The organism is Pseudoxanthomonas daejeonensis (genome assembly GCF_010093205.1).
GTDB classification, from domain to species: domain Bacteria; phylum Pseudomonadota; class Gammaproteobacteria; order Xanthomonadales; family Xanthomonadaceae; genus Pseudoxanthomonas; species Pseudoxanthomonas daejeonensis.
In genome coordinates this window covers 145,370-170,463 of sequence record NZ_PDWN01000001.1, presented here as the reverse complement: position 1 = coordinate 170,463, position 25,094 = coordinate 145,370, and the positions used below count along the sequence as shown (strand labels likewise).

Below are 25,094 nucleotides of genomic sequence, written 5' to 3'. Positions count from 1 at the left end.
TGCCCGCTCCTACAAAAAACGCACACCGATAACTCCCCGCTGCTTACCAACCAGGCCCCACGGAGAAACACCATGACCACGCTGAAGACCGCCGAGCAGATCCAGCACGAATGGAATACCGACCCGCGCTGGGCCGGCATCACCCGCAACTACAGCGCGCAGGACGTGGTCCGCCTGCGCGGCACCGTCCCGGTCGAGCATTCGATCGCCAGGCTCGGGGCCGAGAAGCTGTGGCGCTACCTGCACGAGAAGGACTTCGTCAACGCGCTCGGCGCGCTGACCGGCAACCAGGCCATGCAGCAGGTCAAGGCGGGATTGAACGCGATCTACCTGTCGGGCTGGCAGGTCGCCGCCGATGCGAACCTGGCCGGGCAGATGTATCCGGACCAGTCGCTTTACCCGGCCGACTCGGTGCCGTCGGTGGTGCGCCGGATCAATAACGCACTGCTGCGTGCCGACCAGCTGCAGCATGCCGAGGGCGACGACAGCATCGACTTCCTGCAGCCGATCGTGGCCGACGCCGAGGCCGGATTCGGCGGCGTGCTCAACGCCTTCGAGCTGATGAAGGCGATGATCGAAGCCGGCGCCTCGGGCGTGCACTTCGAGGACCAGCTAGCTTCGGTCAAGAAGTGCGGGCACATGGGCGGCAAGGTGCTGGTGCCGACCCGGGAGGCGATCGAGAAGCTCAACGCCGCGCGCCTGGCCGCCGACGTGATGGGCGTGCCGACGCTGCTGGTCGCGCGCACCGATGCGGAGGCCGCCGACCTGCTGACCTCCGACATCGATCCCAACGACCAGGCGTTCTGCACCGGCGAGCGCACCGTCGAGGGCTTCTACAAGGTGCGCAACGGCCTGGACCAGTCGATCAGCCGCGGCCTGGCCTACGCGCCGTACGCCGACCTGGTCTGGTGCGAGACCGGCAAGCCGGACCTGGAGTTCGCGCGCAAGTTCGCCGAAGCGATCCACGCGAAGTACCCGGGCAAGCTGCTGGCCTACAACTGCTCGCCCAGCTTCAACTGGAAGAAGCACCTGGACGACGCGACGATCGCGAAGTTCCAGAAGGAGATCGCCAGCTACGGCTACAAGTTCCAGTTCATCACCCTGGCCGGCTTCCACGCGCTGAACTACTCGATGTTCAACCTGGCCCACGGCTACGCGCGCAACCAGATGAGCGCGTTCGTCGAACTGCAGGAGGCGGAGTTCGCCGCTGCCGGAAAGGGCTTTACGGCGGTCAAGCACCAGCGCGAGGTCGGCACCGGCTATTTCGACGCAGTGACCCAGGCGATCCAGCAGGGGCAGTCCTCGACCACGGCGCTGAAGGGCTCGACCGAGGAAGAACAGTTCCACGACCGCGTCGCGGCCTGAGCACGCAGGTTCGGCCCGCCCGCCAGTAGGGGGTGGGCGCGGCGGGTGGGCCCGGGGGGGGGCGCACCCGCCCCTTTCCAGGCCGCCGCCACCCCAGTTCCGACGTTAACCCCTGTAGGAGCCGGCGTCTGGCCGGCAACGGGGGTCGCAACCATGAGGAACTCCGCGGCGCCCGGGATGCGGCCGGTTGCGGCGGTCCCGCAGGCCCGTCCGCCGGGCCGGGTCCCGCTCCGATCGCCCGGTGGTCATTCCGGTCCGACCATCGGCGCCCGGGGGCCGGCTTTTCCCCCGTTCCGTACGCGGGGCGATGGTATGCTCCGTGCTGATCCGGGGGGGGGCCGGGTATGGGAGCCGTGGGATGTCGAGCGACGGCGTGACGCGCAACGTCCGAGACAGAGTCGAGCAGGATGGCAGTGGTGGCGGAAACGCCGCCCTGGCTGCGTGCGAGTTCGATCTTTTCGCCGCGGTGGGCCGTGCCCGCGCGGTGCGGTCCGGCGAGCGCATCTTCCGCCGCGGCGATACCGGCGACCTCATGTATGTCATCGACCATGGCCGGGTCGAACTGGACTTCGGCAATGACCTGGCCACCAAGCAGCTGGGGCCGCAGGAATTCTTCGGCGAACTGGGCCTGCTGATCGGCGAACACACCCGCAGCGCGGACGCGGTGGCCACCAGCGACGGACGCGTGATCGAGCTGGGCGAGGAGGAATTCCAGCAGCTGGTCGGTCGCGATCCTGGCCTGGTCGCGCAGTTCCTGCGCCGCTCGATCACCCGCGTGGTGCTCAACGAACAGAGCCTGATCCGGCAGCTGCGCCGCCGCAACCAGGACCTGGAAACGGCGCTGGACAACCTCTACGCCACCACCCACCAGCTCAACCAGACCGAAGAGCTGATCCGCACCGACGAACTCACCAGCCTGTACAACCGGCGCGGCCTGACCCTGCACCTGCAGGAATGCCGGCGCCTGGGCATGAAGGAATCGATGGGCCTGGTGCTGGTCGACTGCGATCGTTTCAAGCAGGTCAACGACGACCATGGCCATCTCGTCGGCGACCGCGTGCTGCAGAACATCGCCGGCATCCTGCGCTCGGTCGCCGGCGCCAACGACGTGCCGTGCCGCCTGGGCGGCGACGAGTTCTGCCTGCTGGTGTCGGCGCAAAGGCGCGAGGACGTGATGCGCTACGCCGAGTTCGTGGTCGCCACCACCCGCAACCTGCTGCAACTGCAGCAGGCCGTGCCGACCATCTGCCCGGTCAGCGTCGGCGCCTGCATGGTCGAGCCCGAGCAGGACTGGAACGACTGGTACGCGCGCGCCGACGCGGCGCTGTACGAGGCCAAGCGCATGGGCGGGAACCGCGCGTTCTGGATCGACGACCTCGGGTCGCCGGGACCCTGAGCCGGCGACGATGGACGGCATGCCACACGACGCCCACGCCCCGCAGCTGCGAACCCTGCTGCTGACGGACCTGTGCGATTCCACGAGCCTGGTGGAGCGGCTGGGCGACAGCACCGCGGCCACCCTGTTCCGCGACCATGACCGCCTGGTGCTGGAACTGCAGCAGCGCTGGCGCGGCCGCCTGATCGACCGATCCGATGGTTTGCTGCTGCTGTTCGAGCGTCCGCTCGACGGCCTGGGCTTCGCCCTGGACTACCGGCGTGGCCTGGATGCGCTGGGCCAGGCGCACCGCATCGGCCCGATGCTGGCGCGCGCCGGCCTGCATGTTGGCGAGGTGCTGATCTGGCGCAACAGCGACGAGGCCATCAGTGCCGGCGCCAAGCCGATCGAGGTCGAGGGCCTCGCCAAGCCGTTCGCCGCACGCCTGATGCAGCTGGCGCGGCCCGGGCAGATCCTGATCTCCTCGATCACCGAACCGCTGGTCCGCCGTGCGTCCCGCGAGCTGGGCGAGCGCGGCGAGGCGCTGCACTGGCGCACGCACGGCCGCTGGTACTTCAAGGGCCTGCCGGAAATACAGGAGATCCACGAGGTCGGCGAGCCTGGACTGGCCCCGCTGCGCGCACCGCGCGGCGATGCGAAGGCACGGCGTGACATCCCGGCCTGGCGACGCCCCATCGCGCTGGCGGCCGAGCTGGCGGTGGTCTCCGGCCTGATCGTGGGCGGCTGGTTCATGACCCGCCCCGAACCGGCGATCGCGTTCTCCGAGCGTGACTGGGTGGTGGTGGGCGACCTGCGCAACCTCACCGGCCAGACCGTGCTCGACGATTCGCTGGAGCAGGCATTCCGGATCAGCCTGGAGCAGTCGCGATACGTCAATGTGCTGAGCGATCTGAAGGTGCGTGACAGCCTGGCGCGTATGCGCCGGCCCGCCGATACAACCCTTGACCGGACAACCGCGTCGGAAGTTGCGATCCGTGATGGTGCTCGCGCCGTGATCCTTCCTACAGTCTCCGAGGTGGGGGGCAAGGTGCGTGTCAGCTTGGAACTGATAGATCCGGCGACTGCACAAACCATTTATTCCGCCTCTGAGGATGGGGCTGGCCTCGATTCGGTTCTGACTTCCATAGATGGGGTGACGTCGCTCCTGCGGTCAAAACTTGGCGAAGGTCAGATCGAATTGGCGACGAATTCCAAGCCCCTGCCTCAAGTGTCCACACGAAGCTTGGATGCTCTGCGAGCCTACGCGCTGGGCCAGGAGGCGTATGGGAAAGGGGAGTACGAGCAGGCCCGTGGCTTCTACGGGCAGGCCATATCTCTGGACCCGGAGTTCGCCCTTGCTCACCTGGGCGTGACACGCGCCCTGAATGCAACGGACCACCTACAGGAAGGCCTGCCCTTCCTGCGCCATGCCCAGGCACTTCGCCAGAATCTGACGCCAAGAGATCAGGTCTATCTGGATTCTTGGGGCTCACAGGTCGACGAACCTCAAAAGATTTCGTTGGCCTGGATGCAGATGGCAAAGATGTATCCGGACTTCTTCCCCGCTCAGACCAACGCGGCTTATGAGCTTGCTGTTCTAAACGAATACGCAAGGGCCGAAGAGTTTGCGGCGCGGGCTGTATCCCCGCAAAGCGAATTCTCCGCGCTCTCATCCGAGCATCTCGGCAGAATGCGTCTGGCCCGAGACGACTACAAGCGAGCGCTTGAGCCGTTGAAGTTTGCTTGCGAAAGTTCCGTGACCAGTGCTTGTGTCTGGAAATCCGTTTGGAATGCCGCCCAGGGGAACTTCACGGAGGCTGAGCAAGCCTGGCCCCCCGAGCGATCTCTTTCAGTGCCCTACTTCGACAGGGTTTCGATCTATTTGGATCAAGGAAAGTGGAGCGAGGCGCGCGTCGAATCCGAGCGTTTGGTGGAGCTTTCCCATAAGTTCCCCAGCCGTTCTCGCCAAAGTCTCATGCCGCTCGCCGTGGCGCTGTGGTCGGATGGCGATCGAGACGTCGCCATTGAAGAGCTTGGTCGGATGGTCAAGCTCTCATTGCAGGCCTTTGCCCAGCCAAAGAGCGTTACCGATCGGCGCGGAGACGCGATGACTGCGTTGTATGCGGCGATTTTCGCCCAGCGTCTGGGCGATACCAAACTCGCTGCGCAAGTCGAGGCGGCACTGGCTGGTGCGCCTGACGTCGCATCGTTGAAGCCGGTCAGCGCACTGGCCGCCGTTATGCGCGCGCGGCGGGCAGCGAATGACGGGAAACCGAAAGTGGCCATAGAGATACTGCAGCCCCTTATGGACGACACGGAGCCCGTGCAGGCACGTGTGGCTCTTATGGAGGCGCACATGCTGGCAGGAAATAGAGAAGAGGCTTTAGCCAATGCCAATTGGCTGGCTTCCCATCGCGGACGTTCCTATGGCGAATACGGCTGCTCCTGGTGCCAGCAACCCCTGAATGTCGTTGATTCACGGCTGGCCCAAGCGCATATCGCTGCGCTCAAGTCAGATGCAGGCGATCAAGATGTCCTGCGCCGGCGCATGGACGCGCAGAGGTCTGCGCCGGCGCAGGTTTTGTCTTCTCACTCCGATTTCTGACCGGAAGAGCCCGCATTGAGCTGGATCGGGTGCATGCAGAGAAGTGATGTGAGCGAAGATTTGAGTTCATCCCGTCCGCTTGCAATTTCGTCCTTGGAAGCCAGGGATCCGACTTTCATGTTGGACCGAAGCTGCTTCAGATCTTCGTCGCTCGGCTTGTAGCCTGCCTTCAGGAGCGCGGATACCGGGTCCTTTGCGAAAAGCTGGCGGAATTCATCGTCGGTAGAAAGCAGGTCAAGCAGGCGTTCGGCGACGTCGGGAGGGAGGGGCGTCGGTGATGCGCCCGGAATCTTGTCTGACATCGGTTTCCCCTTTGCCATCCGTCTTGGATGGGTTCGGGGCGAAAGCTTAGCGGGAAAATTGTGCTTGCATAGGGAGCGCTTGTGCGGATTCGGCGATGTGGGGTGGTTTATCTGGAGCCCCGGGAAAGTGTGCGCTTCGACTTGGCCAACCTGCTGGAGGGCGGCAATGGGGTGGTGCGCGATATGGGTTGGATCGCACTGGCACCCCATACCGGTCGAGAGCACTCACTGGACCCAAAAGAGTGCAAATTGTTCGGCCAGCTGAGCCCGCAGAAGTGGGTCGAACTGGAAACGTTTCCGGACGAAAGCCAGCTCGCTCTGGCCCGTCTTGTTCACGCAGGTCTGGTCGTGGCCGATGACCCGGCTCACGCCTATTACCTGCGGCAGGACGATGCGCTACGGAGCGCGCATTGGCATCCACTTTCGGCGCTGGTTCACGGGCTCACTCGCTGGAGTGAGACCGACTCGGTAGCGGCCATGCGGAAAGGCGGGACAGAAACCGCAGCAGAACTGCGTGCCCAGCTCGGACCGCCGCCGCCGGAGCGGATTGCCCACGAGATGGCCGGCGAATCCATTTCCCTGCCTCGCAGTAATCATGTCGATTTCGACAGGTTGCTTCGCCGCCGTACCACCTGCCGGAACTTCGATCTGAACCGCACGGTCCCGCTAGAGCTGACAGCCCAGTTGCTGGAGCGGGTCTTCTCGGCACACGCCTCCGTACGGGTAACTGAAGATACGGTCTTCTTGAAGAAGAGCAGTCCCTCGGGAGGCGGGCTGCACCCGGTCGAGGCGTACCTTTTGATACGGGATGTCGCTGGAGTTCAACCGGGGCTGTATCACTATGATCCAGTCGCGCATGCGTTGCGGCACTTGCCCGATCCGGTCGTTCCGCTTCAGGAGCTCATGCTGCGCGCGGTCGCCGCTCAGGACTGGTTTGCCGATGCACACGTAATGGTGGTCATGGCGCCTCGTTACGCTCGCAATTTCTGGAAGTATCGGCAGCATCCCAAGGCATATAGGGCCGTCTTGCTCGAGGCGGGGCATCTTTCGCAGACGTTATATCTCTCTGCCACCGAAGCTGGCCTCGCCGCGTACGTGACATGCGCAATCAATGAGACATGGCTGGATGAAGCATTCGGCCTGGATTCGATGAACGAAGGTGCTTTGGCCGTGTGTGGATTCGGCTGGCGCGCGCCGGCGATGGAAACCATGGAGCTGGACCCGCTGGGCGAGGTCTGGAAGTCCTAGGCGCTGGCTGAGAAACGCTTTTTTGCCACGGACACGTACGGCCGCGACCGCACAGGCCTCGCCGAACTGATGGCGAATCATGGAAAACGGGGCGCCGAAGGATCGGCGCCCCGCGCTGTTACTTCCGCACGTCCTGCGTATGCGCCTGCAGTGCCGCGCTCAGGCCCTCGACGCCATCGGAGCCGGCGGGCACGGTGACGCTGGAGCCCTTGAGGTCCTCGCCGATCGGCTGGGCGCGCCCGCCCAGGCACTTGGCCAGGAAGTTCTCGGTGATCGCATTGAAGGCCTTGTTGTTCTCCGGGCGGGCGAAACCATGGCCCTCGTCGGGGAACAGCACGTAGGTCACCGGGATGTTCTTGGCCTTCATCGCGTCGACGATCTGGTCGCTTTCGGCCTGCTTCACGCGCGGGTCGTTGGCGCCCTGGCCGATCAGCAAAGGCTTGGTGATCTTGTCGGCGTGGGTCAGCGGCGAACGCTCGGTCAGCCACTTCTTGCCTTCCTCGGTGCGCGGGTCGCCCATGCGCTTGGCGAGCTGCTCATAGAAGCTGGCCCAGTACGGCGGCACGGTGGCCAGCAGCGTGTTGAGGTTGGACGGGCCGACGATGTCCACGCCGCAGGCGAAGGTGTCGGGGGTGAAGGTCAGGCCGGCCAAGGTCGCGTAGCCACCGTAGCTGCCGCCCATGATCGCGACCTTGTCGTCGGTGGTGATGCCCTGGCCGACGGCCCACTGCACCGCGTCGATCAGGTCGTCGTGCATCTTGCCGGCCCATTCGCCGTCGCCGGCGTTGGTGAACTCCTTGCCGAAGCCGGTCGAGCCGCGGAAGTTGACCCCGAGTACCGCGTAGCCGCGGTTGGCCAGCCACTGGTCGTAGCTGCTGTAGCCGTAGTCGTCGCGCGCCCACGGACCGCCGTGGACCAGCAGCACCATCGGCACCGGGTGGTCGGCCTTGCCGTCGCCGTTGGCGTCGGCCTGCGGTGGCAGGGTGAGGTAGCTGATCAGGTTGAGGCCGTCGCGCGACTTGATTTCCAGCGGCCACATCGGCGCCAGCGGCTTGCCGTCCAGCGCCGGGCGCGCGGAGAACAGCTTGGTCAACTTGCCTTCCGCGCCGGGCGTGCGGTCGTAGCGGTAATAGACCACCGGCGATTCGGCGGCCGAGTAGGTGACGATCCAGGTCTTGTCGTCGAGCGTGCGCGAGTTGACCCCGACCTCGCCCGGGCCGATCGCCTCCAGGGTCTTGAGGTCCGCCGCCAGCGCATCGCCGAGCGGCTTCCACTCTTCGCGCAGGTAGTTCACCGAGACTGCCTGCAGCTCGCCGGTGCGCGGGTCGCTCAAACCGCCGCCGATGTCGGCGCGCGCGTCTTCGGCCAGCAGCTTGCGCTCGCCCGTCGCGCTGTCGACCGCATACAGCGCCGAGGTGTTGCGGTTGCGCGAGTCGGCCAGGTACAGGGTCTTGCCATCGTTGGTCAGACCCAGGGTGCTGGTGGTCAGCACGTCCTCGAACGGGATGTCGTCGGACTTCTCCCACGCATCGCCGGCGCGCTTGAGGATGTCCATGCCGCCGTCCGGGCGCGAACGCTGGGCATAGCGCAGGTTGTATTCGCCATCGGCGATGTAGCCGGCGATCTCCTGGGTGTTCTTCTCCACCAGGGTGCGCGCACCGCTGGCCAGGTCGACGCGATACAGGTCGTGCCACTTCGCGTCGCGGTCGTTCATGCCGACCAGGATGCTGCCGGGCTGGGTCGGGCTGACCCCGACCACCTGCGCGGTGGTCTTCGGGAACGCGGTGAGGTCGCGGCTCTGGTTGCTGGCCAGGTCGACCGAGTACAGGTGGAAGTCCTCGTCGCCGCCGCTGTCGCGCAGGTACAGCAGCGTGTCGGGGTGGTAGGACCAGAAGTAGTTGCGGATGCCGCGCGCCTTGTCTTCGGTGACCGCGCGCGCGGCCGACGGATCGTTGGCCGGGGCGACCCATACGTTCATCACGCCGTCGACCGGCGCGATCCAGCTCAGGTACTTGCCATCGGGGCTGATCTGCACGCCGGCACGTTCGGGATTGCCGAACAGGGCTTCGCGCGGGATCAGTTCCACTTCCTTCGGCACGGCGGGTGCTTCGGGCGTGGCGTTGGCCGCGGCCGTGGTGTCGTCCTGCTTGCCGCCGCAGGCGGACAGGGCCAGGGCCAGGCTGGAGACAAGCAGGGTCGTGCGCAGTGACGTGTGCGAGCGATGCATGGGTGGCGGGCTCCGGGGATGCCGGGATGGCATTGGAACGCCACGCTAGCGCATGGGCGGGCCGACGTCGTTGCCGACGCGTTAAACCAGGGGCATGACCGATGGGAGGGGGGGCGCCGCCCGCGAGGGGCTGAAGGCGCCGCCGGGCGGGTGCGTGCGTGCGACCGGTGCCTTGGGTGCCGGGACAGCCAGCACGCAGGGCATCGCGCCGCAATTTGCGGGGTGCGCAAGCGGCGCAGCGCCCGCCCGCCGGACTGCAAGCCCGCGCGTCAACGACCACCGGCGTGCAACGGCGCGCGATAGCCCAGTGCTTCGGCCAGGTGGGCCGTGGTGATGGCGCCCTCGCCATCGAGGTCGGCGATGGTGCGGGCCACGCGCAGTACCCGGTGCAGGCTGCGCGCGGTCAGCTGCAGGCGTTCGCCGGCCTGTTCGAGCAGGTCCTGGCTTCGCGTATCGAGCTGGCATGCGGACGCCAGGGCCGCGGAGTCCAGATGGGCGTTGAGCGGACCGCCGCGCCGGTGCTGGCGCGCCTGCGCGGCGACCACGCGTCCGCGGATCGTCGTGCTGGACTCACCCGGCGGCGTGTCGGCGCGCAACGCGCGTGGCGGCAGCCGGGCCATGGCCAGGTGCAGGTCGATGCGATCGAGCAATGGCCCGGAGATCCGGCTCCAGTACTGCCGGATCCGGTCCGGCGTGCAGCGGCAGCGCGCGGACGGGTCGCCCGCCCAGCCGCACGGGCAGGGGTTCATCGCCGCGACCAGCTGGAAACGCGCGGGGAATTCGGCGCTGCGCCCGGCGCGGGCAACGGTGATCCGCCCGGATTCCAGCGGCTCGCGCAGCACTTCCAGCGCGGCACGGTTCCATTCGGGGAGTTCATCGAGGAACAGCACGCCGTTGTGCGCCAGCGAGATCTCGCCCGGCCGCGGCGGGCTGCCACCGCCGGCCAGGGCGACCGCGCTGGCGCCGTGGTGGGGCGCGCGCCAGGGGCGCTGGCGCCAGCGTTCCGGATCGAAGCCGCGCCCACTGATCGAAGCGACCGCGGCGGTCTCCAGCGCTTCGGCCTCGGAGGCCTCCGGCAGCAGTCCGGGCAGGCGCGAGGCGAGCAGGGTCTTGCCGCAACCAGGCGGTCCGCTCATCAGAAGATGGTGTCCACCGGCGGCGGCGATCTCCAGCGCACGCCGGGCCTGGGCCTGGCCACGCACATCGGCCATGTCGGCTGCGGTGCCGGGGTTCGGACCTTCCCCTTGCACGGGCGCCGCCTGCGCCCGCGGGAGCGGGGTCTGTCCTCCGAGCCCGGCGCAGGCTTCCAGCAGGGTGCGGGCGACGTAGGCCTCGGCATCGCGGGCCAGCGCCGCCTCGGCACCGCTGCCGGCCGGCACCACCAGGCGGCGCCCGGCGCGCGTGGCGGCCAGCACGGCCGGCAGCACGCCGTCGATGGGTCGCAGTTCGCCAGTCAGGCCCAGCTCGCCGAGGAACTCGCAGCCGGCCAGGGCGTCGCGGTCGATCTGGCCGCTGGCGGCAAGGATGCCCAGGGCGATCGGCAGGTCAAAGCGGCCGCCGTCCTTGGGCAGGTCGGCCGGGGCCAGGTTGATGGTGATGCGGCGCTGTGGATATTCGAACTGCGCGCAGAGGATCGCGGCACGCACGCGGTCGCGCGATTCGCGCACCGCTGCGGCCGGCAGGCCGACGATCTGTGTGGAAGGCAGGCCGCCCGACAGGTGTACTTCCACCTGCACCGGGGGCGCGGCGATCCCGGCGCGGGCGCGACTGTGCACCAGCGCCAGGCCCATGGCGGCGTCAGTACGGACTGGCGGCTGGCGGCTGGCTGGCGGCGTGCAGGCGCGCTTCCAGCTCCTCGACCGTGCGCTCCAGGGTTTCCAGTTTTTCGCGGGTGCGCAGCAGCACCGCGCGCTGCACGTCGAACTCCTCGCGGGTGACCAGGTCCAGCTTGCCCAGGCCGGCCTGCAGCGCGCTGCGGAAGCTGGCCTGGAGTTCTTCGCCGGAGGCGCGCAGTCCCGGCGGGACCAGCTCGCTGAGCCGACGGGCGAGGTCGTCGATGTGGTTGAGGTCGATCATGGGGTTCTCCGGCGTTGGGGGCAGCATGCGCCGGCGTTGCGACGGCGGGAATCGGGCGGTGGCGGTGCATGCGGTCGGAAAAGTCCGAAGCATGCGTCGGCATTGGACCGGAGGCCCGCGGACGTGGCAAGCGCGGGTCGAGTTATCCTGTCTGCCTGCCCCACCACTGGAGTTCCCGGATGAAGATGATCATGGCCGTGATCAAGCCGTTCAAGCTGGACGACGTGCGCGAGGCGCTGTCGGGCCAGGGCATCGCCGGGATCACCGTCACCGAGGTCAAGGGTTTCGGCCGGCAGAAGGGCCACACCGAGCTGTACCGCGGCGCCGAGTACGTGGTCGACTTCCTGCCGAAGGTGAAGGTCGAAGTCGCCGTCACCGACGACCAGGTCGAGTCCGTGGTGGAGGCGATCGTGCGCGCGGCGGGCACCGGCAAGATCGGCGACGGCAAGGTCTTCGTCTATGACCTGGGCCAGGTGGTGCGGATCCGTACTGGCGAGCTGGACGCCGACGCGCTGTAAGGAGCAGGTCCGGCGCATGGCCGGAGACTGCGCCTGTCACACGGGACCTGCGCTGCCCTAGTCATGTTTGCCCTTGCCGGCGGGCGTAGAGTGGCTGCGCACCTTGCCATTGCGCGACGGTGCGGGATGCGGCCCGGCCGCATGAACTGACAGGAAGGGTGGCCATGAGAAGGACCCGAAGCCTGCTTGGAACGGTGGCACGCACCGCGGTCATCACAGGCACCGCCAAGGCGGTGATGGGCAGGGGGAACGCTGCGGCACCCCCGTCGGAAACGGCTGCCGCACCGGCACCGGCGGCCGGCATGACCGACGAGAAACTCGCGATGCTGCAGAAGCTCGCCGAACTGCAGAAGAGCGGCGTGCTGAGCGACGAGGAGTTCGCCGCGGAGAAGGCCAAGCTGCTGGCGTGAACGCGACGCCCGTCGCTGCGGCACGACCGCGAAGAAAATGCCCCGCCATGGCGGGGCATTTCAGTCATACACGCGCCGTCGCCGGCGAACGCAGGGAGAGCGCGCAGCAGGGTTGGTCGCTCCCGGCTGGCTTCGACCCCGTGCGCGGGATCTGACCGCGTTTCAGCCCTGCGCTTCGCCCAGCGCCTCCGCCACGAACGGCGGCGCGACCAGCACGCCCTGGTGCAGGTGGGCGCTGTAGTACTTCGTCTTGAACGTCTTGGCGGCCGCATCGCCGTCACGGAAGCCGAAGCCCTGGCCCTTGCGCGCCAGGGTCACGCTCCACCAGCCGGTCGGATAGCACGGTTGCGGGAACGGCAGGGTCTTGAACGTCGAGAAACCGGCCTTGCCCATTTCCGAACGCATGGACTTGATCAGCTCCAGCTGGGCCAGCGGCGATTCGGACTGCTGCACGAGGATGCCGTCGTCCTTCAGGGCGTGGAAGCAGCTGGCGTAGAAGTCCTTGTTGAACAGGCCTTCGGCGGGGCCGACCGGATCGGTCGAGTCGACGATGACCACGTCCACGCTGCCGGCCGGGCAGTTGGCCATGTAGGCCACGCCGTCGTCGAACAGCAGCTCGGCGCGCGGATCGCCGTTGGAATCGCACAGCTCCGGGAAGTGCTTCTCGGCCATGCGCGTGACCTGCTCGTCAATGTCGCACTGGGTCGCGCTCTCCACGCCCGGGTGCTTGAGCACCTCGCGCAGCGTGCCGCAGTCGCCGCCGCCGATGATCACCACGCGCTTGGGGGCGGCGTGGGTGAACAGCACCGGGTGGGCGATCATCTCGTGGTACAGGAAGTTGTCGCGGCTGGTCAGCATCACCGCGCCGTCGATCAGCATCAGGTTGCCCCAGTCGGTCGTGCTGTAGATCTCGATCTTCTGGAACGGCGACTGCACCTCGTCCAGCTTGGCCTTGATCCGGTAGCCGATGGCCGAGCCGGTCGGCTCGAAGTGCTCGATGTACCAGTTGTCCTGGGTGCTCATGGCGGTCCTCGTGGGGCTGGGCGCGTAGGGGCGTCGTAAGGGGGCGGGCCGGTCCGGCAGGCGGGCCGGTGGCGAAGGGCGCGCATTGTAACGGACCCTTCTGAACGCCGGGGTTAGAATGCGCGTCCTTCATTGCAGCCCGAGTTTTACGCCGATGAGCGACTGGTCCGCCGACCTCGCCCGCAAGACCTGGTCCATCCCGCACTGGTCCGGCGGTTACTTCGACGTGGCCGAGGGTGCCATGCAGGTGCTGCCGCGCGGCGAGGGCGGTCCGTCGCTGGCGCTGCCGGCGCTGGTGGAGGCCGCTCGCGCCCAGGGCATGCAGCTGCCTTTGCTGCTGCGCTTCCCGGACATCCTCGGCGACCGCCTGGGCCGGCTGCAGGCCGCCTTCGCCCAGGCCATGGCCGACTGGGACTACGCCGGCGGCTACACCGCCGTGTATCCGATCAAGGTGAACCAGCATCGCGGCGTGGCCGGCACCCTGGCCAGCCACCATGGCGAGGGCTTCGGCCTGGAGGCGGGCAGCAAGCCGGAGCTGATGGCGGTGCTGGCCCTGTCGCGGCCCGGCGGGCTGATCGTCTGCAACGGCTACAAGGATCGCGAGTACATCCGGCTGGCGCTGATCGGCCGCAAGCTGGGCCTGGAGACCTTCATCGTCATCGAGAAGCCCTCCGAGCTGGCGCTGGTGATGGAAGAGGCGCGCAACCTCGACGTGCGCCCCGGCCTGGGCGTGCGCATGCGCCTGGCCTCGCTGGGCGCGGGCAAGTGGCAGAACAGCGGCGGCGACAAGGCCAAGTTCGGCCTGTCCCCGCGCCAGCTGCTGGACCTGTGGAAATCGCTGCGCGACTCGGGCATGAGCGACTGCCTGCAGCTGCTGCACTTCCACATGGGCTCGCAGATCTCCAACGTGCGCGACATCGCCAATGGCATGCGCGAAGCCACGCGCTATTTCAGCGAGCTGTCGCGGCTGGGCGCGAAGGTGCGCTACATGGACGTGGGCGGTGGCCTGGGCATCGACTACGAAGGCACCCGCTCGCGCAGCGAGTGCTCGATCAACTACGGCCTGGCCCAGTACGCGGCCAACATCGTCCAGCCACTGGCCGAGGCCTGCGCCGAGCAGGGGCTGGTGCCGCCGCGCATCGTCACCGAGTGCGGCCGCGCGATGACCGCGCACCACGCCGTGCTGGTGGCCAACACGACCGAGGTGGAGACCGCGCCGGAGGGGCGCGTGCCCGACGTGCACGACGACGAGCCGGCCGCGATCCGCCACCTGCGCGAACTGCATGGCGACCTCGACCGGCGACCGCCGCTGGAGCTGTTCCACGAAGCCCAGCACTTCCATGCCGAAGGCCTTTCGGCCTACGCGCTGGGCCAGATCGACCTGCCGCAGCGCGCCCGTGTCGACGACCTGTTCTACGCCGTGGCGCACGGCGTGCGCGCGCGCCTGGACATGGGCGAGCGCAACCATCGAGCGGTGCTGGACGAGCTCAACGACCGCCTGGTCGACAAGTACTTCGTCAACTTCAGCGTGTTCGAATCCATCCCCGATGCCTGGGCGATCGACCAGGTATTCCCGATCGTCCCGATCGACCGCCTGGACGAGGCACCGACGCGGCGTGGCGTGATCGCCGACATGACCTGTGATTCGGACGGCACGGTGAAGACCTATGTCGAGCACGGTGGCCTGGATACCTCGCTGCCGCTGCACCCGGTGCGCCATGGCGAGAGCTATTGTCTGGCCTTCTTCCTGGTCGGCGCGTACCAGGAGATCCTCGGCGACATCCACAACCTGTTCGGCGACACCGACGCGGTGGAAGTGCGGCTGACCGCCGGTGGTGGCTACGAGCTGACCCAGCAGCGCCGCGGCGACACCACCGACGTGATGCTCGACTACGTCGGCTACCGCCTCGACGACTTGCGGCAGGCCTACGCGCAGCGGGTGCACGACGCGGCGCTGCCGGAAGCCGAGTCGCTGGCGCTGGCCGAGGCGCTGGAAGCGGGCCTGACCGGTTACACCTACCTGTCGGACGAACCGCTGGCCTGATCCGGCGTGCCTGCACCGGGTTGCACCGCCGGCGGCGGTGCGACGAAACGACGGGGCGTGTATCGTGACTCCCGGACCCGGCGGGAGTCACTGCGTGCTTGAATTGTTGAAGGCGGTCGGCATCGGCCTGGCGACGTTGCTGCCCCTGGCCAATCCGCTGACCACGGTAGCCCTGCTGATGGGCCTGTCGCGCGGCATGAGCGAGGAAGAGCGCGACCGGCAGGCGCTCAAGGCCGCGATCTACGTGTTCGTGATCATGGCGACGGCGTATTACACCGGGCAGCTGGTGATGAACGTCTTCGGCATCTCGATCACCGGCCTGCGCATCGCCGGCGGGCTGATCGTCGCGTTCATCGGCTTCCGCATGCTGTTCCCGCAGCAGAAGCTCGACGAGACGCCGGAGGTGGAGCGCCGCAACGAGGAGTTGCGCCAGCGCCGCACCGAGGACATCGCGTTCATTCCGCTGGCCATGCCCAGCACCGCCGGCCCGGGCACGATCGCCCTGATCATCAGCACCGCGGCGGCCGTGCAGGACGAGCGGCCCTATGCCGAGTGGGTGATGCACACGGCGCCGCCGCTCACGTTCTTCCTGGCCAGCCTGATCCTTTTGCTGTGCCTGCGCAGTTCCGGCGCGATCATGCGCGTGCTCGGCAACAGCGGCGTGGAGGCGTTCTCGCGGCTGATGGGCTTCCTGCTGGTCTGCATCGGCGTGCAGTTCGTGATCAACGGCTTCTACGAAGTCGCCGAGGAAGTGGCCGCGCTGCTGCGCTGAGTGGTGGCGCTGCGCGGTTCGGCCGTCGATCGGGACGGGGGAAGCGTAGCGGATCCGCGCGCGGCCTCAGCCGCGGTAGACCTGGAATCCGGCGAACGACTGCGTCACCGGCATGATTTCCAGCCGGTTGATGTTGAGGTGCGCCGGCAGGGTGGCGACGTGGAAGATCTGCTCGGCGATATCTTCGCCGGTCATCGGTTGCGCGCCCTTGTACAGCGTGTCCGATGCGACCTGGTTGCCGTGCGTGCGCACCAGGGTGAATTCGGTCTCGGCCATGCCCGGCTCGATCGTGGTCACGCGCACGCCGCTGCCGTGCAGGTCGGTGCGCAGGTTCAGCGAGAACTGGCTGACGAAGGCCTTGGTGCCGCCGTACACGTTGCCGCCCGGATACGGATAAACGCCGGCCACCGAACTGACGTTGATGATCACGCCCTTGCGCGCGACCAGTGCGGGCAGCAGGCGATGGGTCAGGGTCACCAGCGCGGTGATGTTGGTGTCGATCATGACCCGCCAGTCCTCGAGGCTGGCCTGCTGCGCCGAGGCGGTGCCCAGGGCGAGGCCTGCGTTGTTGACCAGCACGTCGATGTCGCGGAAGCCTTCGGGCAGCGCGTCGATCGCCGCGCCCATCGTCGCCGCGTCGCGCACGTCGAATTGCGCCGCGTGCACGTTCGCAGCGCCCAGTTCGTCGACCAGCGCCTGCAGGCGGTCGCCGCGGCGACCGGTCGCAACGACTTTCCAGCCAGCGGCGGCGAAGCGGCGTGCGGCGGCCAGGCCGAAGCCGGAGGTGGCGCCGGTGATGAGGGCGGTCTTGGACATCGCGATTTCCTTTGGAAGAAGCCCGCTGATTCTCGCACCATCAGGGGCAGCGGTCCGCCGGATATGGCGCAAGTCCTTCTGCCGAAAACATCGGCCGAAGAATCAGCCCCTTGAGTCTAGGGGGCGCGCCGGCAGGCGTGGGGGTTGTGGGTTTAGCGGGCGCGGGGCCCAAGGTTTGCATCTGCAAACCTTGGGGGTAATTCCGCCAAGCGGACTTGCTGCGCGGACTTACTGCGCCTTGATCGCCATCGCGGGCAGGCCGCCGCTGGCGAGCTTCTGCTTGGCTTCGGCCAGTTCGCTGGCGGTGCCGTACGGCCCCATGCGCACGCGATACACGGTCTTGCCAGCCGCCTGGCCGGATTCGACGCGCGCGCTCAGGCCGAGCAGTGCGATCTTGGCTTTGACCTGCTCGGCGTCGTTGGAAGTACCGAAGGCGCCAGCCTGGAGGATGTACCGCGCACCATCGGCCGCCGCAGGGGCGGCGCTGGCGACCTGCGTCGGGCTGGTGTCGGTCGCCGCCACCGCCGTCGCGGGCGCGGCGGCAGTCGTCGCGGCGGGCGCCGGGGCACGACCTTCCAGTGCATCCCGGGCGCGGCGCGCCTCGTCCTGCGCACGACGCGCATCTTCTTCGCGTGCGCTCGCCGCCAGCTCGGCATCGGACATGCGCACTTCGTTGCCGGGCAGCACCGTGTAGAAGTCGTACTGCGGCGCGGTTTCGGCCGGTCGCGTCTCCGTGCCCGGCGTCTCGGCGATCGCTTCGGTGTCGGCGATCGGCGCCGGCTGCGCGTCGGGATTGGCCTGCGGTCCGAAGCGGACGAAGCCGTCGCCGTCCTTCTTCAACAGGCCCGGGCCTGCGAGGAACACCACCGCGCCGATCGCCAGTCCGGCCACCACCCAGACCCACGCCGGACGGCCATTGCTGCCGCCGTTGCGTCGTGCCTGGTTCTTGCCACGTCTTGCCGCCATTACTACCTGTCTCCGTTATTCAGCGCGATGGATGCAGCGCGTTACATCCGCTCCGGCGCGCTGACGCCGAGCAGTCCAAGTCCGTTCGCCAGTGCCTGGCGGACCGCCAGGGCGAGGGCCAGTCGCGCGTCGCGCAGGTCCGCGTCCTCCACCAGTACCGGCGTATTCGCGTACCAGGTGTGGAAAGCATAGGCCAGGTCGCGCAGGTACTGGGCGATCAGGTGCGGTTCCAGCGACTGGCCAGCCGCCTCGACCGTCTCCGGCCAGCGCGACAGTTCGACCATCAGCGACAGCGAGCCTTCGTCGTCGAGCAGCGCCAGGCGCGAGAGCGCGTTGGCCTGGTCGTACGCGTAGCCCTTCTCGGCACACTGGCGCAGCAGCGCGGCCACGCGGGCATGCGCGTACTGCACGTAGAACACCGGGTTGTCGTTGCTCTGCTGGCGGGCCAGGTCGATGTCGAACACCAGCTGCGAATCGGGCTTGCGCGCGATCAGGAACCAGCGCGTCGCATCGCGGCCGGCTTCCTCGATCAGGTCGCGCAGGGTCAGGTACGAGCCGGCGCGCTTGGACAGCTTCACCTCTTCGCCGCCGCGCATCACCGTGACCATCTGGTGCAGCACGTATTCCGGCCAGCCCTTGGGGATGCCCACGTCCAGCGCCTGCAGGCCGGCCTTCACCCGCGCCAGCGAACCGTGGTGGTCGGCGCCCAGTTCGGTGATCGCGCGCTCGTAGCCGCGCTGCCACTTGCTCAGGTGGTAGGCCACGTCCGGCACGAAGTATGTGTAGGTGCCGTCGGACTTGCGCATCACGCGGTCCTTGTCGTCGCCGAAGTCGGTTGTGCGCAGCCACAGCGCGCCGCCCTCTTCGTACGTGTGGCCCTTGGCCACCAGCTCGCGCACGGTTTCCTCGACCTTGCCGCCGGTGTACAGCGAGCTCTCGAGGAAATAGATGTCGAAGTCCACGCCGAATGCGGCCAGGTCCTGGTTCTGCTCGTTGCGCAGCCAGGCCACGGCGAAGCGCCGGATCGCATCGGTATCTTGCGGGTCGCCCGCACCGGTGACGCTGTGGCCTTCGATCTGCACGGCGTCGCCGCGCAGGTAGGCGTCGGCCACGTCCTGGATGTAGTCGCCGTTGTAGGCTTCCGCCGGCCATTCCGCATCGCCGGGCTTGAAGCCGCGCGCGCGCGCCTGGGTGGAGCGCGCCAGGTTCTCGATCTGCACGCCGGCGTCGTTGTAGTAGAACTCGCGCTTGACCGTCCAGCCGTTGGCGTCGAGCACGCGCGCGATGCAGTCGCCGATCGCCGCGGCGCGGCCGTGGCCCACATGCAGTGGCCCGGTCGGGTTGGCCGACACGTACTCCACGCCCGCGGTGTGGCCTTGGCCGGAGGTGTTGCGGCCGTATTCGTCGCCATGGCGCAGCGCGGCGGCGACTTCGCGCTGCCAGGCGCCCGGTGCGAGACGGAAGTTGATGAAGCCCGGCCCGGCGATCTCGACCTGGGCCACGTCCTCGCTCGGGGGCAGTGCGGCGACCAGCGCCTGCGCCAGCGCGCGTGGATTGGTGCGCGCGGCCTTGGCCAGCAGCATCGCCACGTTGGTGGCGAAGTCGCCGTGCTCGCGGGTCTTGGGCCGCTCGACCACGAAGTCGGGAGTGGCCGCGTCGGCCGGCACGGTGCCTGCGGCACGCAGTGCGTCGATGCCCTGGATGATCAGGGCGTTGAGGAGGGTCTTCACTCGGGGAGGCGGTTCATGCGGTTCGGTCGGCCATTTTACCTGCTCCGCCGCGCCCGGGCCGGGGGTGGCCTGGCCGCGGGTGCGCTTGGTGCCGCCGGCGGGTCCATCCCCAGCGCGGCGGTCATCGCCGCCAGCCGGGCGATGGTGTTCATGTTGCGGCCGGTGCCGACGTCCCCGGCCGGGATCCGCAGCCGGGAATCGGCCATCCCGGTGCCGTAGTCGACGTAGATCTCCCGTTCGCCCAGCGCCAGGCGCTCGTTCCGCTGGTGGACCACGGTCACGAGCGCGTCGGGGGACGGCACATCGTCCAGGAGGATGGCGACGGTGCGGTTGGGCGCCTGGTCCGGAAAGGGATTGGCCGCCAGGATCCGGGCCAGTTCCGCGGCGGTGCGGACCAGCACTCGCACCGGCTTGCCGGCGTACTCGTGCAGTCGCCGCTCCAGCGCCGCCTTGACCTGCGCCTCGCCGAGTGCGGTCTGGAACACCACATTGCCGCTGGCGATGTAGGTGCGCACGCCGGCATAGCCTTCGGCTTCGCACATCGCCTGCAGCTCGGACATGGGCAACTTGCCGGTGCCTCCGACGTTGACCGCGCGCAGCAGGGCGGCGTAGGCGGTCATCGCGGATTTCCGGCGGGAACGGGCCTTCAATCTACCGTGCCGGCGAGCGTGGGGTTCAGACCATCCCGCGCGCAGCCAGTGATACCGGCTCGCCGTCGCCGACCACGAAGTGGTCGAGCAGGCGGACTTCCACCAGTGCCAGCGCCTGCTTCAGGCGCACGGTGACGGCGCGGTCGGCAGCGGAAGGCTCGCTGCATCCGGAGGGATGGTTGTGGCCGACGATCACCGCCGCGGCGTTGTGCGCCAGGGCGCGGCGGACGACTTCGCGCGGATGCACCTCGGCCCCGTCGATGGTGCCCTGGAACAGCTCTTCGAACGCCAGCGCGCGGTGCCGGGTGTCAAGGAACAGCGCAGCGAACACCTCGTGCGGGCGCGGCCGCAGGCGCCGGGCGAAGTAGCGGCCGGCAGCGACCGGGTCGGTCAACGCGTCGCCGCGCTCCAGCGCCGCGGCGAGGTGGCGGTTGCCCAGTTCCAGCGCGGCCGCCAGCTGGCAAGCGCGGGCCGGGCCCAGCCCGGGCAGGCGGGCCAGCTCGCATGGTGGATGGTCCAGCAGGCTGCGCAGTGGACCGTGCGCGGCCAGCAGTTCGCGCGCGGTCTGCACCGCGTCGCGGCCGGCCAGGCCCGAGCCGAGGAAGATCGCCAGCAGTTCGGCGTCCGAAAGCGCGCCCGCGCCCCGGGCGAGCAGTTTTTCGCGGGGACGTTCGTGGCTGGGCCAGTCGCGGATATGCATGACCGCAGGCTGCCGTTTTCCGCTGAACGCGGGCATCGGTGCGCGGGGGTGCTTGGAGTAAGCTGGTCGCCCTGTTCAGCGTAGGAAAATGCCAGGTGACAGCTTCGGCCACCGGCCCGCTCGGCGGGCAGCGGATCCTGTTGTGCGTCGGCGGCGGGATCGCCGCCTACAAGGCACTGGAACTGGTGCGGCGCCTGCGCGAAGCGGGTGCCCAAGTGCAGGTGGCGATGACCGCCGGCGCGCAGCAGTTCGTCACCCCGCTCAGTTTCCAGGCACTTTCCGGCCATCCGGCGCGCACCACGTTGTGGGACAGCAGCGCCGAGCAGGCGATGGGACATCTTGAACTGGCGCGCTGGGCCGATCGCGTGGTCGTCGCCCCGGCGACCGCCGACCTGCTGGCACGGTTGGCCCATGGCCTGGCCGACGACCTGGTCAGCACCCTGTGCCTGGCGACCGAGGCACCGCTCGCGGTGGTCCCGGCCATGAACCACCGCATGTGGCAGCACCCGGCGACCGTGGCCAACGTGGCGGTGTTGCGCGCGCGCGGCGCGCAGGTGATCGGACCCGATGACGGCCCGCTCGCCGAGGGCGAGTCCGGCCCGGGTCGCCTGCGCGAACCGGACGCCATCGTCGCCGAACTGGCCTCCACCACGGCCGTGCAGGCAGGCCCGGGCCTGCTGCAGGGCCTGAAGGTGGTGGTGAGCGCCGGCCCGACCTACGAAGACCTGGACCCGGTGCGTTACCTGGGCAATCGCAGCAGCGGCAAGATGGGTTTCGCCGTGGCCGCCAGCGCCGCCCGGCAGGGCGCGCAGGTGGTCCTGGTCGCCGGTCCGGTGCAACTGGAGACGCCGCCTGGCGTGCGAAGGGTCGACGTGCGCTCGGCCGCGCAGATGCGCGAGGCGGTTTCGGCCGCATTGCCGGCTGACATCTATATCGGTGCGGCGGCGGTCGCCGACTACACCCCGCGCGCGTTCTCGCCGAACAAGATCAAGAAGACCGGGACTGGCGAGACGCTCGCCGTGGACCTGGTGCGCACGCCGGACATCCTGGCCGAAGTCGCGCGCCGCGAGGATGCCGGCCTGAAGCTGGTGGTCGGCTTTGCCGCCGAGACCGACAACATCGCCGACTACGCCCGGCAGAAGCTGGCGGCCAAGCGCCTGGACCTGATCGTGGCCAACCGCGTCGGGGTGCCCGGGGCGGGGTTCGAGAGCGACGACAACGCCATGACCGCGTACTGGCCCGGCGGCGAGCGCGACTTCCCGCCCGCGCCCAAGGTCCGCCTGGCCGACGGGCTGGTCGAGCTGGTCGCGCAGCGGCTGCAGGCATGAGTCCGATGGCCTCGACCGAACTGGAAGTGCGGCTGCTCGACCCGCGTTTCGGCGATACCTGGCCGCTGCCCGAGTACGCGACCGAGGCCAGCGCCGGCATGGACCTGCGCGCGGCGCTGGAGACCGAACTGGTCCTGCTGCCGGGCGACGCGGCGCTGGTGCCCAGCGGCCTGTCCATCCATGTCGCCGACCCGAACCTGTGCGCGCTGGTCCTGCCCCGCTCGGGACTGGGCCACAAGCACGGCATCGTGCTCGGCAACGGCACCGGCCTGATCGATGCCGATTACCAGGGGCCGCTGCTGATCAGCCTGTGGAACCGGGGGCGGGACCCGTTCACGGTCCAGCCCGGCGACCGCATCGCCCAGCTGGTGTTGGCACCAATCGTGCGTGCGAAACTGAAGGTGGTGGATACTTTTGCGGGCAGTGCGCGTGGCGAAGGGGGCTTCGGCCACACCGGCGTGCGTTAACCGTATAACAGGGGGAGTTTCGGGGTGATGAGCCATATGGATGCAGGCCGGGTGCCAGCGGGGGAGTTCAGGAAGCGCGCGCCGCTGCTGGCGGCGCTGCTGGCGTTGTTGGCCGCGTGGTTCGCCTGGAGCGGTGTGGCGCAATGGCGGGCGGATGCCCGCGAACAGCAACTGACCGCCGCCCGCGACGGACTGGTGGCCAGTGCCACGGCTGCGCTCGTGGCGCAGACCCGGACCCTGGACGAGCGGATCAAGCGCCCGGACGTACAGGCCGCGCTCGCGGCCGGCGATGCCGCCGCCGCCGCCGCCGCGCTCACCGACGGCTGGACGGACGCCGAACAGGCGCAGGTGCTGACCGCCGACCTGGGTCCGGCCTATGCCGATGCGGGACGCTTCGGCTACGCGCGGCTGGGCCTGCTGGAAAAAGCGATGAACGAAGGCGCCGCCGTGGTCGCGGTGGTGCGCGAGGACCAGGCTCCGCGCCTGGGTGTTGCCATCCCGGTGAGCCTGGCCGGTTCACCCGCGGTCGCCTACGTGCGCCTGCCGGTGGCCCCGCTGGCTGCGGGGCTGGAGAAGGCCGCCGTCCCCGGAGGTGCCTACCTGGCGCTGCGCCAAGGCGGCTACAACGTGATCGAGCGCGGCAATGCCGAGTTGGGCGGAAGCGCGGATGTGCTTTCGCGTGAGGTCGGCAAGACCGGGCTGCGTGCCGCGGCCGCGGTGCCGGACGTGGCCCGCGGGCCATTCGGCCTCGGCGCGCTGCCCTGCCTGGTCGCCGCCGTGGTGCTGGCGCTGCTGGCCATCGGGGTGATGCTGCTGGCCTGGGGCAAGCTGCCGCAGCGCCGCCGCCGCGTCGCCGAAGGCGCCATCGAAGAGGAAGTCCCTACGCTCGGGGAAACCATCCAGCGGGAGCTGGAGGCGGCGCCGCCGGCGCCGGTGCGCACCGCGCCCACGGCGGCGGAGGTGGCCCTGGAGCCGGGCATCTTCCGCGCCTACGACATCCGCGGCGTGGTCGGCCGCGAGCTGACCCCGCAGGTCGCGGCCTGGATCGGCCAGGCGATCGGCAGCGTGATGGCCGAGCAGGGCCTGACCGACATCGTGGTCGGCCGCGACGGACGCCTGTCCGGCCCCGAGCTGGCCAGCGGGCTGATCGAGGGCCTGCGCCGCGCCGGCCGCAACGTGATCGACGTGGGCATGGTGCCGACCCCGGTGGTGTATTTCGCCGCCTACCACCTGCGCGCCGGCAGCGGCGTGGCGGTGACCGGCAGCCACAACCCGCCCGATTACAACGGCTTCAAGGTCGTGGTCGGCGGCGAGACCCTGTCCGGCGACGCCATCCGGGACCTGTACGTACGCATCCGCGACAACAACCTGCTCCGCGCCGCAAGCACCGGTTCGCTGCAGCAGCAGGCGGTGGACGAGGATTACATCCGCCGCATCGCCGACGACGTGCAGATGGAGCGGCCGCTGAAGGTGGTCGTCGATGCCGGCAACGGCGTGGCCGGCGACATCGCGCCGCGCCTGCTGGAAGCGATCGGCGCCGAAGTCATCCCGCTGTACTGCGACGTGGACGGCAGCTTCCCCAACCACCATCCGGACCCGAGCGAGCCGCACAACCTCGAAGACCTGGTGCAGATGGTCAAGCGCTTCGACGCCGACCTGGGCCTGGCTTTCGACGGCGACGGCGACCGCCTCGGCGTGGTCACGAAGGAAGGCCAGATCATCTTCCCCGACCGCCTGCTGATGCTGTACGCAGCCGACGTGCTGCAGCGCAATCCGGGCGCGCTGGTCATCTACGACGTGAAGTGCACCGGCAAGCTGTCTGACTACATCCTGCGCCAGGGCGGCAGCCCGCTGATGTGGAAGACCGGGCATTCGCTGATCAAGGCGAAGATGCGCGAGACCGAGGCGGAGCTGGCCGGCGAGATGAGCGGCCACTTCTTCTTCAAGGAGCGCTGGTACGGCTTCGACGACGGCCTGTATTCGGCCGCGCGCCTGCTGGAGATCCTCGCCGGCCGGATGGAGACCCCGTCCGAGGTGCTGGGCGAACTGCCCGACAGCGTGTCGACCCCGGAGATCAAGGTGCCGGTCGCTGGCGACGCGCATGCGGTGGTGGCCAGGTTCGCTTCGGCCGCACAGGTGGAGGATGCGCCGTTCGCCGGCGCGCGCCTGACCACCATCGACGGCCTGCGCGCGGACTGGAACGATGGCTGGGGCCTGCTGCGTGCGTCCAACACGACGCCGGTGCTGGTGCTGCGCTTCGAGGCCGACGACCAGGCCGCGCTGGCGCGGATCAAGGACCTCTATCGCGAGCAGCTGCGCGCGCTGTTGCCGGACGCGACGCTGGAGTTCTGAGGCCTGCTGGCGTTGCCGGCACCTGTCGGGTGCCGGACCGTCCCTGGGGGCGCGTGACACCTCCTCGGAACGCGTGGACCACGAGGCGCCGACCCTCGACGTCATCGCATGCCGCCGGAT

Annotated in this window: 21 protein-coding genes; 11 read left to right on the top strand and 10 right to left on the bottom strand. The window is 68.6% G+C overall.

The features are described 5' to 3' along the window. Positions 1–72 precede the first annotated feature (72 nt). From aceA to CSC65_RS00725, 3 genes are all read left to right on the top strand, one after another. A complete protein-coding gene (aceA, locus tag CSC65_RS00735) occupies positions 73–1,365 on the top strand; it encodes an isocitrate lyase (RefSeq protein ID WP_162408053.1) in 1,293 nt (430 codons plus the stop codon). A gap of 358 nt (positions 1,366–1,723) precedes the next feature. Next, positions 1,724–2,761 carry a GGDEF domain-containing protein gene (locus CSC65_RS00730; RefSeq protein ID WP_162408052.1) on the top strand — a complete coding sequence of 346 codons (1,038 nt, stop codon included), beginning with the start codon at positions 1,724–1,726 and terminating at the stop codon, positions 2,759–2,761. 10 nt (positions 2,762–2,771) lie between these two features. After that, positions 2,772–5,345 (top strand): putative peptide modification system cyclase, encoded by a 2,574-nt coding sequence (locus CSC65_RS00725; protein ID WP_425501282.1) that lies wholly within the window; start codon positions 2,772–2,774, stop codon positions 5,343–5,345. Here CSC65_RS00725 and CSC65_RS00720 read toward each other — a convergent pair. Next, a complete protein-coding gene (locus CSC65_RS00720; RefSeq protein WP_162408050.1) occupies positions 5,330–5,647 on the bottom strand; it encodes an NHLP-related RiPP peptide in 318 nt (105 codons plus the stop codon). The genes CSC65_RS00725 and CSC65_RS00720 overlap by 16 nt on opposite strands. An 81-nt stretch (positions 5,648–5,728) precedes the next feature. Here CSC65_RS00720 and CSC65_RS00715 point away from each other — a divergent pair, with 81 nt between their 5' ends. After that, on the top strand, positions 5,729–6,895 hold the full coding sequence (locus CSC65_RS00715; RefSeq protein ID WP_162408049.1) for a putative peptide maturation dehydrogenase: 1,167 nt from the start codon (positions 5,729–5,731) through the stop codon (positions 6,893–6,895). A 118-nt stretch (positions 6,896–7,013) separates the two neighbouring features. Here CSC65_RS00715 and CSC65_RS00710 read toward each other — a convergent pair whose 3' ends face one another. The 3 genes from CSC65_RS00710 to ubiK all read right to left on the bottom strand — a co-directional run bounded on the left by CSC65_RS00710 (position 7,014) and on the right by ubiK (position 11,198). Beyond that, positions 7,014–9,101 carry a S9 family peptidase gene (locus tag CSC65_RS00710; protein ID WP_162408232.1) on the bottom strand — a complete coding sequence of 696 codons (2,088 nt, stop codon included), beginning with the start codon at positions 9,099–9,101 and terminating at the stop codon, positions 7,014–7,016. A gap of 290 nt (positions 9,102–9,391) precedes the next feature. Further along, the gene (locus CSC65_RS00705; protein ID WP_162408048.1) at positions 9,392–10,912 is read right to left on the bottom strand and encodes a YifB family Mg chelatase-like AAA ATPase; all 1,521 of its coding nucleotides are present in this window, start codon (positions 10,910–10,912) and stop codon (positions 9,392–9,394) included. 7 nt (positions 10,913–10,919) lie between these two features. Next, the gene (gene ubiK / locus CSC65_RS00700) at positions 10,920–11,198 is read right to left on the bottom strand and encodes a ubiquinone biosynthesis accessory factor UbiK (RefSeq protein WP_162408047.1); all 279 of its coding nucleotides are present in this window, start codon (positions 11,196–11,198) and stop codon (positions 10,920–10,922) included. A 179-nt stretch (positions 11,199–11,377) separates the two neighbouring features. Here ubiK and CSC65_RS00695 point away from each other — a divergent pair, with 179 nt between their 5' ends. After that, complete coding sequence (locus CSC65_RS00695; RefSeq protein WP_162408046.1) at positions 11,378–11,716, top strand: P-II family nitrogen regulator; 339 nt, start codon at positions 11,378–11,380, stop codon at positions 11,714–11,716. A gap of 164 nt (positions 11,717–11,880) precedes the next feature. Beyond that, positions 11,881–12,126, top strand: a complete 246-nt coding sequence (locus tag CSC65_RS00690) for an SHOCT domain-containing protein (RefSeq protein WP_162408045.1) — start codon at positions 11,881–11,883, stop codon at positions 12,124–12,126. Positions 12,127–12,288: 162 nt separating this feature from the next. On the opposite strand, the gene speE is transcribed toward CSC65_RS00690, so the two are convergent. Continuing rightward, positions 12,289–13,149, bottom strand: a complete 861-nt coding sequence (speE, locus tag CSC65_RS00685) for a polyamine aminopropyltransferase (RefSeq protein ID WP_162408044.1) — start codon at positions 13,147–13,149, stop codon at positions 12,289–12,291. Positions 13,150–13,303: 154 nt separating this feature from the next. Between speE and speA the strand changes: the two genes are divergently transcribed. Together speA and CSC65_RS00675 are read left to right on the top strand one after the other, a co-directional pair. Continuing rightward, entirely contained in the window at positions 13,304–15,193 is a 1,890-nt protein-coding gene (gene speA / locus CSC65_RS00680; RefSeq protein WP_162408043.1) for an arginine decarboxylase, read from the top strand. Positions 15,194–15,287: 94 nt separating this feature from the next. Beyond that, complete coding sequence (locus CSC65_RS00675; RefSeq protein WP_162408042.1) at positions 15,288–15,965, top strand: MarC family NAAT transporter; 678 nt, start codon at positions 15,288–15,290, stop codon at positions 15,963–15,965. A 66-nt stretch (positions 15,966–16,031) separates the two neighbouring features. On the opposite strand, the gene CSC65_RS00670 is transcribed toward CSC65_RS00675, so the two are convergent. The 5 genes from CSC65_RS00670 to radC form a co-directional block, all read right to left on the bottom strand. Next, positions 16,032–16,781, bottom strand: coding sequence for an SDR family NAD(P)-dependent oxidoreductase (locus CSC65_RS00670; protein ID WP_162408041.1), 750 nt, complete (start codon positions 16,779–16,781; stop codon positions 16,032–16,034). 228 nt (positions 16,782–17,009) lie between these two features. After that, the gene (locus tag CSC65_RS00665) at positions 17,010–17,747 is read right to left on the bottom strand and encodes an SPOR domain-containing protein (protein ID WP_162408040.1); all 738 of its coding nucleotides are present in this window, start codon (positions 17,745–17,747) and stop codon (positions 17,010–17,012) included. A 41-nt stretch (positions 17,748–17,788) separates the two neighbouring features. After that, positions 17,789–19,477, bottom strand: coding sequence for an arginine--tRNA ligase (argS, locus tag CSC65_RS00660; protein ID WP_162408039.1), 1,689 nt, complete (start codon positions 19,475–19,477; stop codon positions 17,789–17,791). A gap of 35 nt (positions 19,478–19,512) precedes the next feature. Further along, positions 19,513–20,097, bottom strand: a complete 585-nt coding sequence (locus CSC65_RS00655) for a DUF1697 domain-containing protein (protein WP_162408038.1) — start codon at positions 20,095–20,097, stop codon at positions 19,513–19,515. Positions 20,098–20,152: 55 nt separating this feature from the next. Continuing rightward, positions 20,153–20,827 carry a RadC family protein gene (gene radC, locus CSC65_RS00650; protein ID WP_162408037.1) on the bottom strand — a complete coding sequence of 225 codons (675 nt, stop codon included), beginning with the start codon at positions 20,825–20,827 and terminating at the stop codon, positions 20,153–20,155. A 95-nt stretch (positions 20,828–20,922) separates the two neighbouring features. Here radC and coaBC point away from each other — a divergent pair, with 95 nt between their 5' ends. Genes coaBC through CSC65_RS00635 form a run of 3 tightly spaced genes read left to right on the top strand, consistent with a single transcriptional unit; the run spans position 20,923 to position 24,974 of the window. Then, the gene (gene coaBC, locus CSC65_RS00645; RefSeq protein ID WP_162408036.1) at positions 20,923–22,155 is read left to right on the top strand and encodes a bifunctional phosphopantothenoylcysteine decarboxylase/phosphopantothenate--cysteine ligase CoaBC; all 1,233 of its coding nucleotides are present in this window, start codon (positions 20,923–20,925) and stop codon (positions 22,153–22,155) included. A gap of 5 nt (positions 22,156–22,160) precedes the next feature. Continuing rightward, positions 22,161–22,622 (top strand): dUTP diphosphatase, encoded by a 462-nt coding sequence (gene dut, locus CSC65_RS00640; protein ID WP_425501289.1) that lies wholly within the window; start codon positions 22,161–22,163, stop codon positions 22,620–22,622. 27 nt (positions 22,623–22,649) lie between these two features. After that, positions 22,650–24,974, top strand: coding sequence for a phosphomannomutase/phosphoglucomutase (locus CSC65_RS00635; RefSeq protein ID WP_162408034.1), 2,325 nt, complete (start codon positions 22,650–22,652; stop codon positions 24,972–24,974). Positions 24,975–25,094 lie beyond the last annotated feature (120 nt).